Below are 15,017 nucleotides of genomic sequence, written 5' to 3'. Positions count from 1 at the left end.
GAACTCCTCAATTGGCCCAGGGAGCGACGAGGCGGCGGATGCCCCGGAACAATTGGTCGGTGCAAAGACCAAGGATGCCGATCATGGCGATGGCCATGAAGATGACGTCGACCTGGAAGCCGCGCATCGCCTTAAGCGAGATGTAGCCAAGTCCGCTGCGCGCGGCGACGAGTTCGGCAACGACGAGATAGGTCCAGGCCCAGCCCATGGTGACGCGCAGCACGTCGAGCACATTCGGCAGCGTGGCCGGAAAGACGATGTGGAAGACCGTGTCGCGGCGTTTGGTGCCCAGCGTATAGGCTGCGTTGACGAGGTCGCGCTGGACGCCGCGGGCGCTGTCGGCGATCATCACCAACTGCTGGAAGAAGATGCCGAAGATGATGACGGCGACGCGCTGCTCGATGCCGATGCCGATCCACAGGATGAACAGCGGCACGAAGGACGTCACCGGCAGATAGCGGATGAAATTGACGAGCGGGTCGAGCGCGGCCTGGACAATGCGGTAGGTGCCCATCGTCAATCCGAGCGGCACCGCCACGATGCTCGAAATGACGAAGCCGATCAGCACCACCTGGACGCTGGCGAGCACATGCTCCCACAACGACCCGTCAAGCGCCATATTGATGGTGGTGAACAAGACGGATTCGGGGCGCGGCAGGAACATTTCCTTGACCGCTCCGGAATAGGTCAGAGCGAACCAGCCGCCAATTACCGCGCCCCAGACCAGGACGCTGAGCGTGATCGCGAGAGGGCGCGACACCGCCTGAAAAGGTGTGGTGACAGCTTTCCAGGCGGATCGACCGGGCTGATTTTTATCCACGCTCGTTGTCACGATATGGCTGATGGGAGACGTTGCATTTGATGCCAGTGTCACAGGGAAACCCTTTGGGCTGACTGGACCGCAGGCGCGATGCGCGCCTGCGGTCCAGCGAACTGCGGTCCAGCGAACTCGCTTTGCGAGGCCAGATCACTTCGTCAGGAAGGACGGATCGACGAGGTCGTCGAATTTGATGTCCATCTTGAGCTTGCCGAAGCCGCCCCAGACATCGCCGCCGAGCTTGATCAGCTTGCCAGCTTCACCGCTCTCGCCGCCGGCGAAAAATTCGGCATTGCGCGCCTTGCCGTAGAAGTTCACACCCGCGGCGGAGGAGGCGAAGTCTTTTGGCTCCTTGAGCCAGCCGCCGACGCCCTTGGCCATCACTTCATAAGCCTTCGCAGGATTTTCCTTGATGAATTCGTTGGCCTTGTAGAGGCCCTTCACCAGCGCCTCGACATCTTTGGGATTCTTCGTGATGTAGTCGCAGTTGAGCGCCACCACATCGACGATCAAGCCCGGCGTTTTCGAGGAGTCGATCAGCACCTGGCCCTTGTTTTCCTTCTTGGCCAGCGTCAGGTGCGGTTCCCAGGTGACGGCAACGGGAATGCGATCGGCCATGAAGGCGGCGGCGGCGTCATCGGCCGTCATGTTGGTGATCTTCACATCGGCCTGGGTGAGACCGGCCTGCTTGAGCAGGATGTTGAACCAGAACTGCGACACCGAACCTTCGTTCAGTGCAACCTCCATGCCCTTGAGATCGGCGATGCTCTTGACGCTGCTCGGCGCCAGAACGCCGTCGCCGCCATGGCTGTCGTCCAGGGCGTAGACCGATTTGAAGCAGACATCCTTCGAACGGTACTTCATGATTTCGTCTATGGTCGAGGCGCTGCCGTCGAGCTCGCCGGCGGCGACGGCCGCCATGTACATCGATGCTTCCTCGATGATTTCGAGCGAGACATCGAGGCCACCTTCCTTGAAGTAGCCCATGTCACGCGCAAGGAAGAGCGGGCCGTATCCGACCCAGGTCGTCATGCCCAGCTTCAAGCTGCCGGCTTCGGCGTGGAGGCTCACCGAAAGGGCGCTCAGAGCAATGCCGGCCGCAAGCGCGGCGCGGCGAAACTTCGAGATTATTGTCGTCATCACGTTCCCCTGTCTTTTTCTGAGGTCAGGCGCTGTCGGCGCCAAAACAACCCGCTTCGGACGCATCGCCGAAGGCTGCCGCCTGACGTTCTTTTTGTTCTCTTTCAGCCGGCAGATGGAGCAAAGCACGCTGTGTGCGATGCACAAATAATGATTTTCGATAATTCTGCTTAGGCTGGGCCTAACCAGGCCGGCGCGGGCCGCGCTCGGGCCTTAGGCGCCTGGATGACCGTCTCAATGTCGGGGTGGCCGCGGGAAGCGCACGGGCGTTCGGAAAGACCCCTGGATGCCGTGCCGACGGAGCATTTCCGTGCGACGGCGGAACGCTCCGGTCAGTGTTTCAAGATCTGGCTGAGGAACAATCTGGTTCGGTCGTGGCGTGGCTGGCCGAAGAACTCGTCCGGCGTACCCGCCTCGACGATCTGCCCGGCGTCCATGAAGATGACGCGGTCGGCCACCGCACGGGCAAAGCCCATTTCATGCGTGACGCACACCATGGTCATGCCGTCGCGGGCAAGCTCCGTCATGGTGTCCAGCACCTCCGAGACCATTTCCGGGTCGAGGGCGGAGGTCGGTTCGTCGAACAGCATGACAGCCGGCTCCATGCACAGGCTGCGGGCAATCGCCACACGCTGCTGCTGGCCGCCGGACAGCTGGATGGGAAACTTGTTCGCCTGCTCGGGAATGCGGACCCGCTCGAGGAACTTCAGCGCCGTCTTGCGCGCCTCTTTTTCCGGCACGCCCTTCACCCACATCGGGCCGGCCATGCAGTTCATCAGCACCGTCATGTGCGGAAACAGGTTGAAATGCTGGAACACCATGCCGACGTTGGAGCGCACGTCGGCGACGTTGCCCATCTTGCCGTGCAGGGCAACGCCGTTGACGGTGATATCGCCCTCCTGATGCGCCTCCAGGCGATTGAAGCAGCGGATGAGCGTCGATTTGCCGGAACCCGAGGGTCCGCAAATGACGATCCGCTCGCCCTTGTGGACGGTCAGGTTGATGTCCTTCAGGACATGAAAGGCGCCATACCACTTCGATACGTTGCGCGCTTCGATGATGGCATGAGCGCTCATCGGACCTTGCTCCTGTGGTAATGCCGCTCGATCCGCGCCTGAATCAGTTCGAGGCAGATCGACAGCATCCAGTAGATCATGGCGGCCGAAATCAGCATCTCCATGTGCTGGAAGGTCTTCTGGCCAAGGGTGCGCGCCAGGAACATCAGCTCCCACACGCCGATGACCGAGACCAGCGAGGAATCCTTCAGCATCGAGATGAACTGGTTGCCCGTCGGCGGAATGATGACCGGCAGCGCCTGCGGCAGGATGATGCGGCGCATGGTCAATGTGAAGCCGAAGCCCATGGAGCGCGACGCCTCCCACTGACCGCGATCGATGCTCTGTATGCCGGAGCGGAAGATCTCAGTCATATACGCGCCGTAGCAGAGCGAAAGTGCCAGGATGCCGGCAGGCACCGCGTTGATGACGAAGCCGAGTTGCGGCAGGCCGAGATAGATCAGATAGACCTGCATGAGCAGCGGAAGGCCGCGGAAGAAGGAGGTGTAGAAGCTGGCGATGGCGTAGGCGAAGCCATTGTTGGAAAGCTTGGCGACCGCGCCGGCGACGGCGATGACCGAGGCGATGACAATCGAGATCGCCGAGACGTAGAGCGTGGTGACAACGCCTTGGCTGATCAGGAACGGCAGCTTCTCCCAGATAAAGGGCAGGCTGAGATGGAAGGTCTCGAAGAAGGCGATGAACAGGAGCAGCAGTTCGAGCCAGACGATGCCGATCTGGAACTTGAGCGGCGCAAAGCCGATCAGCACGACGTTCAAGGTGAAGATCACCGCTATGGCAAAGGCAATGGCAAAGCGGCCGTAGAAGCCACTCACCGACGGTTCGCCGATCACCGGACGCATCAGTTCGGCAAAGCTGGTGCCCGACATGTTGAAAGCCATGAAGAGCAGCAGAACGACGCCGAACATCGTCGCCACGAACCAGGGTTTGTGGACGAGGATTTCGGCTTCGACGGTATCCGGATATAGCATCTTTGAGCACCGGCTGTTGGGCGGCCTGCCGTGAGCAGGCCGCCTTTTAAGGGGCTAGTTGGTCTTCGAATAATCCTGCCCGTACCATTTTTCGGAAAGCTTGCTCAGCGTGCCGTCCTCCTTCATGGCTTTCACGGCGTCGGCGATCTTGGCGGAGAGTTCGGGATCGCCGCGCTCGATGGCGATCGCCAGCGGCTCGAAGAAGACCGGAGCGCCCAGCTGCTTGATCGGGTAGCCGGCCTTCTGCGCATCGAGGATCGACGGCAGCGAAGAGACCACAGCGTCGAGGCGCACGCCGTCGCCGAGGCGGAGGTCGTCAAAGGCGGTCGTCGAATTCTCGTAGGAGTGGACCTCCTTCGGGTTGAGCTTGTATTCGAATGGCGGCGCGCCGGCGGCATCGAGCGTCAGATCCTTCTTGGCATAGGCCTCGAAGGTGGAGGTGCTGGTGGCGCCGACCACCTTGCCGTCGAGATCGGCCAGCGTCTTGGCCTTGCTGTCCTTGTGCACGGCAACGGCCGCCGGTGTGTAATAGTAGACCGCCGGAAAATCGAAGATCTCGGCGCGCTTCTTGGTCGGCGTCATCGAGCCGGCATGCATGTCCCAGCGCCCTGCCCAATGGCCGGCGGTGATGATGTCCCAGCCGGGCGTGATGAACTCGACCTTGACGCCAAGGTGCTTGCCGATCGCTTTGGCGACGTCGACATCGAAGCCGTCCAGCTCGTTGCTGGCATTCACGAAGGACTGCGGCGCCCAGTTGGCGTCGGTCGCCACCTTGAGCGTGCCGGCCGCCATCACGCGGTCGAGCACCGCGCCTGCGTGAGCAGGATATGCGCCAAGCGCCAGCCCCAGCGCAGCCATCGTCACTTGTCGTCTGTTCCAGATTGTCATGTGCGTATTCCCCTGTTGTTGTTCAGTCCCTTGCGGTCACTTCCGTTCAGCCGGTCGTGACGTCGCAATTTCGTGCCGACCAGGTCGGCGTCCTCTCCCAAAGGCTCGCGGATTTAGCGACGTCGCGGCCGGTCCGGTCTTCCGATGTCGCGGAGGATGTTTGCCGTCGCCATTCCCCCGATCACAGGGAAGGTGCCGGCCCGTTGCCTGCGAGGTGTCGTGCAGCACCTGCTGTTCGACATTCTCTGCCGCATCGCGAAGGCTGCTATTCATCGGCGGTGGCCCCTTCCCCACTGTCAGCGTCCAGCAGGAAATCGCCCATCACGGCGGCAACCCGGTCCGGCGCCTCGATCAGGATCGAATGGCGAAGTCCGGGCAGGATGGCGAGTTGCGACCCTTGCAGCTGTTCGTGCATCAGCCGTGCCATGCGCGGACTGGAACCCTGGTCGTCCTCGCCGGTGACGATCAGCGTCGGGCAGGTGACGCGGTCGAGAATGCCGCCGAAATCAGTCTCGGCCAGAACGCGATAGGCGGCCGCATAGCAGTCGCGGTCGTTCTCGGCGTCACGACGGCGCAACTCGGCGATGACCTCCGGGTTGCTGTCCTGAAAATCCTCCGTCAGCCAGCGCGACAGCGAGGCTGCATGATGCGCCGAGGCGTCGCTCGCCATCAGCGCCGCCAGCCGGCCACGCACCGCGTGCCGCTCCTCGGGCGTGCGGCCGGCGATCGTCGACAGCAGCACCAGTTTTTGCAGGCGCTCGGCATGCGTCAGCGCCAGGCGCTGCGCGATCAGGCCACCCAGCGAAAATCCGGCCAGATTGAAGTTGGCAAACCCGACATGGTCGGCCAGCGCCAGCGTCTCCTTGACGAAATCGTCGATCTCGTAGCGGCCCTTGACCCGGCTGGAGCGGCCATGGCCGCGCAGATCGAAGGTGAGGACCGCGAAGCGATCTTTCAGCTGCCCGGCCACGCCATTCCAGGCTTCGAGATAGGAGCCGACACCATGGATGCAAACGAGCGGCACGCCGCCCTCACCCTCAAGGCGCCAGTTGAGCAGCACGCCCTCGACATCGAGCTGGCCGGAGCGCGCCATGGTCACGCCCTCGCCGCCTGGCGCGCCCTGTCGCGCTCGCGCGCGGCAAAGACCGGCATCACCTCGTCGACCCACAGCTTGATCGTCTTCTTCTGCAGCTCGAACGGCAGGTTGAACGTCAGGCCGAGGCAGTACTGGTCGACGCCCGCCGCTTCATAATCGAGCAGCTTCTCGATCACCTCGTCGGGCGTGCCGAACATCAGGTTGCGGTGGATGTTCTCGGGATTGTAATTGTCCTTGCCCTTGACGCTCTCGTAGGGGACGGCTTCGGGAAAGCCGTTTTGCACGGTGCCGATGTTTTGGAACAGGTTCTCGAAGGCGCGGCCATAGTCGATGGCATGCCCGACCGCGATCTCCCAGTCCTGCGCCCGTTCGTAGATGCAGGTGCGCCGCTGCATCATCAGGCGCGGGCGCGGCACCTCCGGGTGATCGGCGACGGCCTTGCGGAATTTCTCGCCGAGCACGGCGATCTCGGCCGCCGGCGCCGACAAGGGCGTCGACAGGATCGAGGCACCGATGCCGACCGCCCAGTCGAAGGTACCCGGGTCTCGCGCGGCCACCCAGATCGGCGGATGCGGCTTCTGCAGCGGTTTTGGCACGCCGGCGGCGAGCGGGAACTTCCAGTAATGGCCGTCATGGGCATAATCCTGCGCCCACAGCTTCTTCACCGCCGGTACCAGTTCCTTCAGATAGGCAACGCCTTCCTGCTGCGGCATGCCGCCGGCCATGCGGTCGAACTCGTACTGATAGGAGCCGCGCGCGATGCCGAACTCCAGCCGCCCGCCGGTCAGGTGATCGCAAAGTGCCGCCTCCCCTGCCAGCCGGATCGGGCTCCAGTAGGGCGCGACCAGCGTCGAGGTGCCGAGCCGGATCTGCTCGGTATGCTGGGCAAGCCAGGTCAGTGTCATCAGCGGGTTCGGCGAGATGTTGCATTCGATCGTGTGATGCTCCGCCGTCCACAGCGTCTCGAAGCCACCCTCGTCGGCCAGGCGCGCCAGCTCGAGCAGATTGCTCTTCACCTTCGACATCGGCATGTCGGGCGAGAAGCGCTCCATGGTCAGCGAAACGGCGAATTTCATGTCGGTCTCCCCAGTGCGTCGGGTTTGGTCAGCGAAGGCGGATAATGAAGGGGTCCTGCATGGCGCCCGAGTAGTCGATGACGACGTTCTTCAGGCGCGAGAACTCCTCCATGGCGTCGAAGCCGCCGCGCCGGCCATAGCCGCTCTCCTTGAAGCCGCCATTGGCGGACATGAAGGAGGACGCGCGGTAGGTGTTGATCCAGACCGTGCCAGCCTCGACATTCCTGGCGAAACGCAGCGCGCGGTTGATGTCCCGCGTCCAGATGCCGGAGGCGAGCCCATAGCGGGTGTCGTTGGCGAGCCGGATCATCTCGTCCTCCGACGAGAACGGCATGACGCCGACAACGGGACCGAACAGCTCCTCCTGCATGAAGTCCATGCCATTGTCGGCATCGGTCATGACGGTCGGCTCGAAATACCAGCCGCCGGCAAGCTCGGCCGCCTGCGGCCGCCGGCCGCCGGCCGCGATGCTCGCGCCCTGGCGCACGCCCGAGGCGACATAGCCCTCCACCTTGGCAAGCTGCGCCGACAGCGCCAGCGGACCGATGTCGGTTTCTTCCAGCGTCGGCAGCCCGACCCGCACGCGCCGCGTGCGTTCGACCAGCGCCTCGACGAAGCGATCGTAGACGCTGGCCTCGACGAAACAACGCGAACCGGCGACGCAGGTCTGCCCCGCCGCCGCGAACACACCGGACACGACGCCGTTGACGGCATGGTCGATATCGACATCGCCGAAGACGACATGCGGCGACTTGCCGCCGAGTTCCATCGAGCAGGGAATGAGATTGTCAGCCGCATTGGCGGCAATCCGCCGGCCCGTTGCGGTCGAACCGGTGAAGACGAGTTTTGCAATGCCTGGATGCCGCGTCAGCGCGTCGCCGGCCACGGCGCCGGTGCCGGTGACGACATTGACGACGCCGGCCGGAAAGCCGGCCTCCATGATCAGCTCGGCCAGAGCGAGCGTGGACGCACTGGCATGCTCGGACGGCTTGACAACCACCGTGTTGCCGAGCGCAAGGCATGGCGCCAGCGTGCCGGTGAGCAGCATCAGCGGCGAGTTCCACGGCGTGATCATGCCGACGACACCGATCGGCTCGCGCAGGTTGAAATTGAGCATGTCGAGCTTGTTGACGGGGATGGTGTCGCCGAGCAGCTTGTCGGCCATCCCAGCGAAATAGGTGTAGCTGTCGGGCATGGCGCGCATCTGCGCCCGCATTTCCTTGAGCAGCTTGCCATTGTCGCGTGTCTCGATCAGCGCCAGCTCGTCGGCGTGCTCCAGCACCAGTTCCGCCAGCCGGCGCACGAGCTTGCCGCGGTCGGTCTGCGTCATGCGTCGCCATGCCGGAGCGGCGAAAGCGGTACGCGCGGCCTCGACGGCCGCGCCGACATCCTCGGCGCCGGCCTCGGCGAACTGGTACCAGGGCTTGCCGGTGGTCGGGTCGAAACTGTCGATGTACTGCCCACCTTTCGGCGCCACGAACGCACCGTTGATGAACAGGTTCTGGCGTGAGCCTTCGAGCGATCCGACCGTCGTTTTCATGCTGTCTGTCCTGCGTGGGGCATCATTCGGACGCGGCCTGCGTCCACGATTGCGACTGGCCGTCGATCATGGCGACGCGGCCGCCGTCACCGGTGTCGATGTAGATGCCGAAGCGCTTGTCCTGACACTCGCGCGCATAGCGGCGCAGCATGGCGCGCAATTCATGCGTGGCGATCCGCTCATAGGGCAGCGCGTCGACGGAAAAGAAGGCGTGGCCATCCGGAAGTGAGGCTTCAGCGCTCTCACGGCTCAGTTCGGCGCGGTAGATCAGATAGCCCGGGTCGCTGTCGGCGACGTCGAACACCGAATAGAGGAAGGTGTTTTCAGGAACGAGGCTCAGCGCCTCGCCGCCATCGAGGACGAGCCGGCTGTCGGCCTTGCGGCGCTGTGCCGTCGGCAGCACCCAGCCTCCCTTGCCATCGCTGCGCAAGAGGATGCGGTTCCCGGCTTCGACCAGATAGCCGATGATCATGTCCTGCGAGGCCAGCCAGCCGGCGGGCAGCGGATCCTTCACGCTGGCGTAACGGCCGCGGCAAAATCCGAGCGGCGCCGATGGGCTGGTGCCGAAAGCCTGGACCTGGCCGATCAGGATGATGTGATCGCCGGCCTCGATGCGGTTGTGAACGGTACAGTCGAACCATGTCAGGCTGTCGGTGAGGATTGGCGCGCCGGTGTGGGCGCGGTCATGGTTGACCGACTGGAACTTGTCCGCCGCCTTCGACGCGAACACCGAAGAGACTTCGACCTGGCCTTCATGCAGGAAATTGACCGCGAAGGACCGTGTCTCGTTGAAGGCGGGAAAGCTCGCCGCCGCCTTGCCGACACAGACCAGGAGCAATGGCGGGTCAAGCGAGACCGAGGTGAAGGAGTTGGCGGTCATGCCGCGTGGATTGCCGTCGCCATCGCGCGTGGTGATGACGGTGACGCCGGTGACGAAGGTGCCGAAGGCACGACGCAAGGCGATCGGGTCGATCGTCCTTTGTGCCACCGCGTCCGCCATTGCTTTCCTCCTAAGTGTCGGATGAAAGCTAAGCAGGCGCCGGCTGGCGTTCTTCCTCCGGTCTGTAGGAAAGATGGTGCGGCGTGCTGCTGTTATCCCGAGCAAGCCTGAGCGCGGCGAGCCTGTGCCTGCGGCAACTGCCGCATCGCAACGGTGGTGGCGAGGTCAAGAGAGCCTAGCGGGCCATCGGCACGCGGCTGTCGATGATGCCGCTGAGACGGATCGCCAGTTCGACCGCGAAGCGCTGTTCGGGCGTGTCGAGACGGATCCCGAACAGTTCCTCCATGCGCGACAGGCGATAGCGCAAAGTGGTGACATGCAGGCCGATGGCGTCGGCGCAGGCCTGGCTGCGGCAGCCCTCGCGCAGATAGGCAAACAGCGTGTCGAGATAGGGCGTGCCGTGCTCGCGGTCATGCGCGATCAGGGCGCCGACACTGTCCTCGACGAAGCCGCGCACGTCGGGAGCGTCGGCGGCGGCGACCAATATCGGCAGCGGACCGAAATCCTGGCCGGCAAAAACGCCGGTGCGGCCGAAGGAACGGCCGATGCGGATCATGCGGCGGCACCGCTCCCAGGCGATGGGATAATCGGCCAGCGCGGCACAGGCCTCGGAAAGCACCACCACCGGTTCGCGCTCGAAATAGCGGCCAAGCTCGGCCGCGATCCTGTGCGGCAATTTCGCGAAGCGCGCGCCGTCCTGCCCGGCATCGGCCGGAACAAGGCAGACAAGCCCATCCTCCACCGCGATAGCCGTGCCGGCAATGCCGGCCTGCTGCAGGAGACGCACGAGCGCATGATGCGGATCGGCAAGGCCGATGGCACCATCCTTCACCTGCTCGGCGAGGTCGACGACGATCATCTTCTGCGCAACGGTCAAGTCGAGCCCCAGCCGGCGGGCGCGATTGACGATATCGGCCTCGTCGCGCCAGCGGCGCTCCGCCACCTCCAGGAAAAGCTCGGTCAGCGAACGCGTCTCGAAACGGAAGCGCACGAAGCTGCGCATCATCTGCACGCTGAGCGCGAATTTGGCGCTGTCGAGCAGCATCTGATCGAGTTGGCCCGACGCCTGCGGTGTCGGGAAAATCATCAGGGCACCAACCACTTCGGCATCAATGGTAAGCGGCTCGATGCGCACCGAAAGCTTCAGCTGTCGCTTGCCGTCATCGACGAACAGCGTCTCGGTGTGGCGTCCGTCGGACGCGCCGCGCGCGATCTTGAAGATCTGCCGGCTCAGCGTTCCGCTCACCGCCTGCTGCCAGGAGGCGATGTCGAAATGCGCCTCGCTCGGGGAACGGCCGGCGACGACCAGATTGGCATGGAAATCGATCACCACCACCGGATTGGGCAGAAGCTCGCTGACCTTTTCAGCGAGCGAAACCACGGACCCGTCCGACAAGGCCTGCTGCAGAAGCGAGGTGTGCGCCGAAAGCGCGCGTTGCAGGCGTTCGCCGGCCTGCTTCTCCTGGCGCAACCGATGCTGCTTCTCGACCGCGATCTCGCCCAGATGCACGATCATGCCGATGAAGGCGATATCCTCCGCCGTCACTTCGGTGATCTCGCGCGAGACGACGGTCAGCACCATCGGCCGGCCGTCCTCGTCGACGCAGTTCATCGGCATGACCAGCACGCTGCGGTAGTCGCGCTCGAAGGCCTCGCGGCGATAGCCCGGGAACTCCTCCGACACCCGCGCGTCCCTGATGTAGACCGGCTCATTGCGGTTGAGCGCGACGATCGAGGGACTGGTGGCCAGTTCCCAGCGGTCCGGCAGCGTGCGGTGAATGAGCGTCGGATCGTGGCGCACGATGACATAGGCGTGGCCATGCGGGGCATCGATGCCCATGATCGAGCCCAGCGTCCATTTGGCATGACGGCAGGCCGCCAGCACGAGGTCGCGCAGCACGGACTGGAGATCGCCGCCCGAATTGATGAGGCTGGCGGCGTCCCGCAAGGAGAGAATTTGCGACTCGTGGTCCACGCCTGATCTTCCGCCACTCGCGAAGGGCGAATTTTAGCCGTCGCGGATATATCAACGCTACACCGCTTCCACGCGGGGCGCACGCCGATTCTTCCTACGAACCGGAGGAATACCCGTCGATTGGCGCGCATTAGATTTGAGCTTCTACGTGGAGAGGCCAAATCATGGAATTGCGAAAGATCTGTACCTTCATCGAGGAAGTGCACTTCGAAGGCAGCAGGGCGGCCGCCAGGCCGGTGACATCGATCGTCGTCGCCGCCGTCCTGGGCAATCCATGGGCCGGCCGCGGTTTCGTCGAGGATTTGCGGCCGGAAATTGTCGCCATCGCGCCCCGGCTCGGGCAGGAACTCACGCACCGCCTGATTGGGCTGATGCCGGCGGAACGCATCGAAAGCTACGGCAAGGCCGCCGCCGTCGGAACTGCCGGCGAGATCGAGCATGCCTCCGCCATGATCCACACGCTGCGCTTCGGCAATGTCTTCCGCGATGCCGTCGGCGGCACGACCTATCTCGAATTCTGCAACACACGCAACGCCCCTGGCGCGCTGCTGTCGCTGCCGATGATGCACAAGAGCGAGAACGGCCGCCGCTCGCATTTCATCACCGCCAACTTCCAGATTGCCGACGGCCCGGCCGCGGACGAGATCGTCGTCGCCATCGGCGCTGCGGATGGCGGCCGCATCCATCCCCGCATCGCCGACCGCTTCCAGGACATGGCCGAGATGGAGAAAGAGCGGCTCGCCGTTCAAGCCTGACACAGGCATAGCCGGGCTTGGCCTCTTGATCGCCTGACGTTAGCCTGCGATTGCCGAACGCGGGAGTGACATGTGACGATACGGCCGATCGTGAGATTTCCCGATCCTCGTCTACGCTCCGTCGCCGAGCCCATATCGGTCTTTGACGAGGACCTGCACCGGCTTGCCGGCGATCTCACCGACACCATGCGCGCCGCTCCGGGCATCGGCATCACCGCGCCTCACATCGGCATCCTGAAGCGACTGGTCGTCCTCGAACTGTCGCCTTCGGCGGGCCTGCGCAGCTACGTCAACCCGACCATTCTTTGGGCATCGGGCGAAATGATCCGCCATATCGAAGGCAGCGTATCCATGCCAGGGGTCACCGAGGAAATCGAACGGCATGCACACGTCCGTATCGGCTACCAGACCCTGGATGGCGACGAAGCTGTCGAGGAGGCCGAAGGCCTGCTCTCTGTCTGCCACCAGCACGAGATCGACCAACTCAACGGTGTCTTCTGGATCGAGCGGCTCTCCCGCCTGAAGCGGGAGCGGCTGGTCAAACGATACCAGAAACAGCAGCGGGGCTTTTAGTCGACGGCCCCATGCATCCGCCGTCGCCAGGCCGGGCACAAGTCCAGCGCTCCCTGGCCTCAGATCACCGCTTCTTCGAGGAACGGCTCGTTGCGCGCAATGCGCTCGTAGCAGAACGGGGTGAGATCAAGCGTCTGAAAAGCGCCGTGGACGATCAGCTCCGACACCGCCCGGCCCACGGCCGGCGACTGTTGCAGCCCGTGCCCGGAAAAACCGTTGGCGAACATGAAGTTGGTCACCTCCGGATGGAAGCCGACAATGCCATTGTGGTCGAGCATGTTGTATTCGTAGTGGCCGGTCCAGCTGGTCTGGACCTTCAGCGCATCGAAGGCCGGAATGCGATGCCAGAGCGCCGGCCAGATGTAATCGTCGAATTCCTCGAAATGCATTTCGAAGTCGTCATAGTCCGCCGGGCCGTCGCCCTGCGGCGTGTTGCCGGTGAGGAAAAGCTCGCCTTCCGGCCGCACGAAGGTGCCGGAGAGGTCGATGACGTTGGGCATCCGCCCGGGGATCGGCGTGGCGCTGGCGAAGACGAAACTGTAGCGCTTGTAGGGAGCGACCGGGATGGACAGGCCAGCCATGGCGGCGACCTGCTGCGCGCGCGGACCGGCGGCGTTGACCAGGGTTCCGCAGGAAATCACCTCGCCGGTCGCCAGCCGGGCCGAGACGACACGCCCATCGGCGAGTTCCAGTCCATTCACGGCGTTGTCGATATATTCTACGCCGCTGGCGCGCGCCGCGCGGCGGAAGCCGTTCAGCAGGCCCATGGAATCGAACCAGCCCTCTTCGCGCGCGCCCCACGAACCGCCGCCGAGATCCTTGACATTGAGCCAGGGAAAACGTTCCTTCAGCGGGCCCGGCTCGAGGAAGACGGTGTGAGCGCCGAGGCTGCGCTGCAGGTCGACGCGTTCGCGCGCGGCCTCCACGCCGTCGGGCGAGCAACAATAGAGATAGCCATATTCCTTGAAGCCGAGATCGGGCGCCGGCTCGTCCTTGTAGAAGGGCGCCATTCGCTCCGGAAAATGGCGGATGATGTCGATGCCGAACTGGCTGATCTTCACATTGATCGGATTGGAATATTGCTGGCGGATGGCGCTGGTGGAGAGCGCGGTCGAAGAAAAGGTGTAGCTCGAGTCGCGCTCGATCACGAGGATCGAGGCGCCATTGCCCAGCGCCTGGCTGAGCCAATAGGCCGTCGACGAGCCGACCACCGCGCCGCCGACGATGACGATATCGTAGGCAGTGCGCGACGGCGCCTTGTAAGGAGGAATTGCCACGGTCTGTCTCCGGTCTACTGATTGAATGAAGCGATCAGGGCATCCGAGCCCCGTGCCAGCAGGCCGAGGTCCGACCCGACGGCGACCATGGTGAAGCCGTCGGCGAGGTAGCGGTCGGCATCGGCCTTTGCCGGCGCCAGTATGCCGCTGGCCTTGCCTGCTGCCTTTGCGGCCTTGCGCACCGAGGCTATCGCCTCCTGAACATGCGCGGCACCCGGATTGCCCATCGCGCCCATATTGGCGGAGAGGTCACCGGGGCCGACGAAGAGGACGTCGACACCGTCGACGGCAGCGATCTCGGCAGCGTTGGCCACGCCTGTCTCGCATTCGATCTGCACGGCGAGAAGCTGCTGCTCACGCGCCTTGGCGTGATAGCCGGCGATGCGGCCGAAGGCGTTGGCGCGATGGCCAACGGAGAAGCCGCGAAACCCGCCGGGTGCATAGGTCATCGCTGCAACAATGGCGCGGGCCTGCTCGGCCGTGCGCACATTGGGGATCATCAGGCTGCGTGCGCCGATATCGAGCGCCTGCTTGATCAGATTGGCATCGTCGGAAGGCAGCCTGACAACGGCCTCACTATCGAAGCCGGCCGTGACCTGAAGCTGCGCCATGATGCTGCGCAGATCGTTGGGGCTATGCTCGCCATCGATCAGCACCCAGCCGGCGCCGGAGCCGGCGACGATCTCCGTGGTGAGGGCGGAAGCCAGCGAGCACCAGATGCCGATATGAGCCCGGCCAGCCGTCACGGCGGCCTTCAGAACGTTGCGGCGCTCGTGCATTTCGCGGTGGTCTCCAGCCAAAGAAGGTGCATTGAAATTTGTATGATGTCCTAT

The 15,017-nt window shown here is 63.8% G+C and carries 14 protein-coding genes; 2 read left to right on the top strand and 12 right to left on the bottom strand.

The features are described from left to right. Positions 1-7: 7 nt before the first annotated feature. From AC1DX4_RS14040 to AC1DX4_RS13995, 10 genes are all read right to left on the bottom strand, one after another. Entirely contained in the window at positions 8-820 is an 813-nt protein-coding gene (locus AC1DX4_RS14040) for an ABC transporter permease (protein ID WP_477220866.1), read from the bottom strand. Positions 821-967: 147 nt separating this feature from the next. Beyond that, entirely contained in the window at positions 968-1,957 is a 990-nt protein-coding gene (locus AC1DX4_RS14035) for an ABC transporter substrate-binding protein (protein ID WP_477220865.1), read from the bottom strand. A 332-nt stretch (positions 1,958-2,289) separates the two neighbouring features. Further along, positions 2,290-3,033 (bottom strand): amino acid ABC transporter ATP-binding protein, encoded by a 744-nt coding sequence (locus AC1DX4_RS14030; protein WP_477220864.1) that lies wholly within the window; start codon positions 3,031-3,033, stop codon positions 2,290-2,292. Continuing rightward, complete coding sequence (locus tag AC1DX4_RS14025) at positions 3,030-4,004, bottom strand: amino acid ABC transporter permease (RefSeq protein WP_477220863.1); 975 nt, start codon at positions 4,002-4,004, stop codon at positions 3,030-3,032. The genes AC1DX4_RS14030 and AC1DX4_RS14025 overlap by 4 nt, the downstream gene beginning before the upstream one ends. Positions 4,005-4,058: 54 nt before the next feature. Further along, positions 4,059-4,892, bottom strand: a complete 834-nt coding sequence (locus tag AC1DX4_RS14020) for a transporter substrate-binding domain-containing protein (RefSeq protein WP_477220862.1) — start codon at positions 4,890-4,892, stop codon at positions 4,059-4,061. Positions 4,893-5,157: 265 nt separating this feature from the next. Beyond that, positions 5,158-5,985 carry an alpha/beta fold hydrolase gene (locus tag AC1DX4_RS14015; protein WP_477221091.1) on the bottom strand — a complete coding sequence of 276 codons (828 nt, stop codon included), beginning with the start codon at positions 5,983-5,985 and terminating at the stop codon, positions 5,158-5,160. A gap of 2 nt (positions 5,986-5,987) precedes the next feature. Next, entirely contained in the window at positions 5,988-7,064 is a 1,077-nt protein-coding gene (locus tag AC1DX4_RS14010; RefSeq protein WP_477220861.1) for an LLM class flavin-dependent oxidoreductase, read from the bottom strand. A 28-nt stretch (positions 7,065-7,092) separates the two neighbouring features. Continuing rightward, positions 7,093-8,604 carry an aldehyde dehydrogenase gene (locus AC1DX4_RS14005; protein WP_477220860.1) on the bottom strand — a complete coding sequence of 504 codons (1,512 nt, stop codon included), beginning with the start codon at positions 8,602-8,604 and terminating at the stop codon, positions 7,093-7,095. A gap of 22 nt (positions 8,605-8,626) precedes the next feature. Then, complete coding sequence (locus tag AC1DX4_RS14000; RefSeq protein ID WP_477220859.1) at positions 8,627-9,604, bottom strand: flavin reductase; 978 nt, start codon at positions 9,602-9,604, stop codon at positions 8,627-8,629. Between the two features lie 175 nt (positions 9,605-9,779). Beyond that, positions 9,780-11,579, bottom strand: coding sequence for a helix-turn-helix domain-containing protein (locus AC1DX4_RS13995; protein WP_477220858.1), 1,800 nt, complete (start codon positions 11,577-11,579; stop codon positions 9,780-9,782). A 164-nt stretch (positions 11,580-11,743) separates the two neighbouring features. On the opposite strand from AC1DX4_RS13995, the gene AC1DX4_RS13990 reads away from it, so the two are divergent. Together AC1DX4_RS13990 and AC1DX4_RS13985 are read left to right on the top strand one after the other, a co-directional pair. Continuing rightward, entirely contained in the window at positions 11,744-12,334 is a 591-nt protein-coding gene (locus AC1DX4_RS13990) for an amino acid synthesis family protein (RefSeq protein ID WP_477220857.1), read from the top strand. 72 nt (positions 12,335-12,406) lie between these two features. Beyond that, positions 12,407-12,907 carry a peptide deformylase gene (locus tag AC1DX4_RS13985; RefSeq protein WP_477220856.1) on the top strand — a complete coding sequence of 167 codons (501 nt, stop codon included), beginning with the start codon at positions 12,407-12,409 and terminating at the stop codon, positions 12,905-12,907. 59 nt (positions 12,908-12,966) lie between these two features. Here the strand turns inward: AC1DX4_RS13985 and AC1DX4_RS13980 are convergent, their stop codons facing one another. Both AC1DX4_RS13980 and AC1DX4_RS13975 read right to left on the bottom strand, forming a co-directional pair. Further along, positions 12,967-14,184, bottom strand: a complete 1,218-nt coding sequence (locus tag AC1DX4_RS13980; protein WP_477220855.1) for an NAD(P)/FAD-dependent oxidoreductase — start codon at positions 14,182-14,184, stop codon at positions 12,967-12,969. Between the two features lie 14 nt (positions 14,185-14,198). Next, the gene (locus AC1DX4_RS13975) at positions 14,199-14,963 is read right to left on the bottom strand and encodes an HpcH/HpaI aldolase family protein (RefSeq protein WP_477220854.1); all 765 of its coding nucleotides are present in this window, start codon (positions 14,961-14,963) and stop codon (positions 14,199-14,201) included. Positions 14,964-15,017 lie beyond the last annotated feature (54 nt).

The organism is Mesorhizobium sp. P3_A8 (assembly GCF_056402995.1).
Note: the sequence above shows the minus strand (reverse complement) of the source record. Positions and strands in the feature narration are given on the sequence as shown.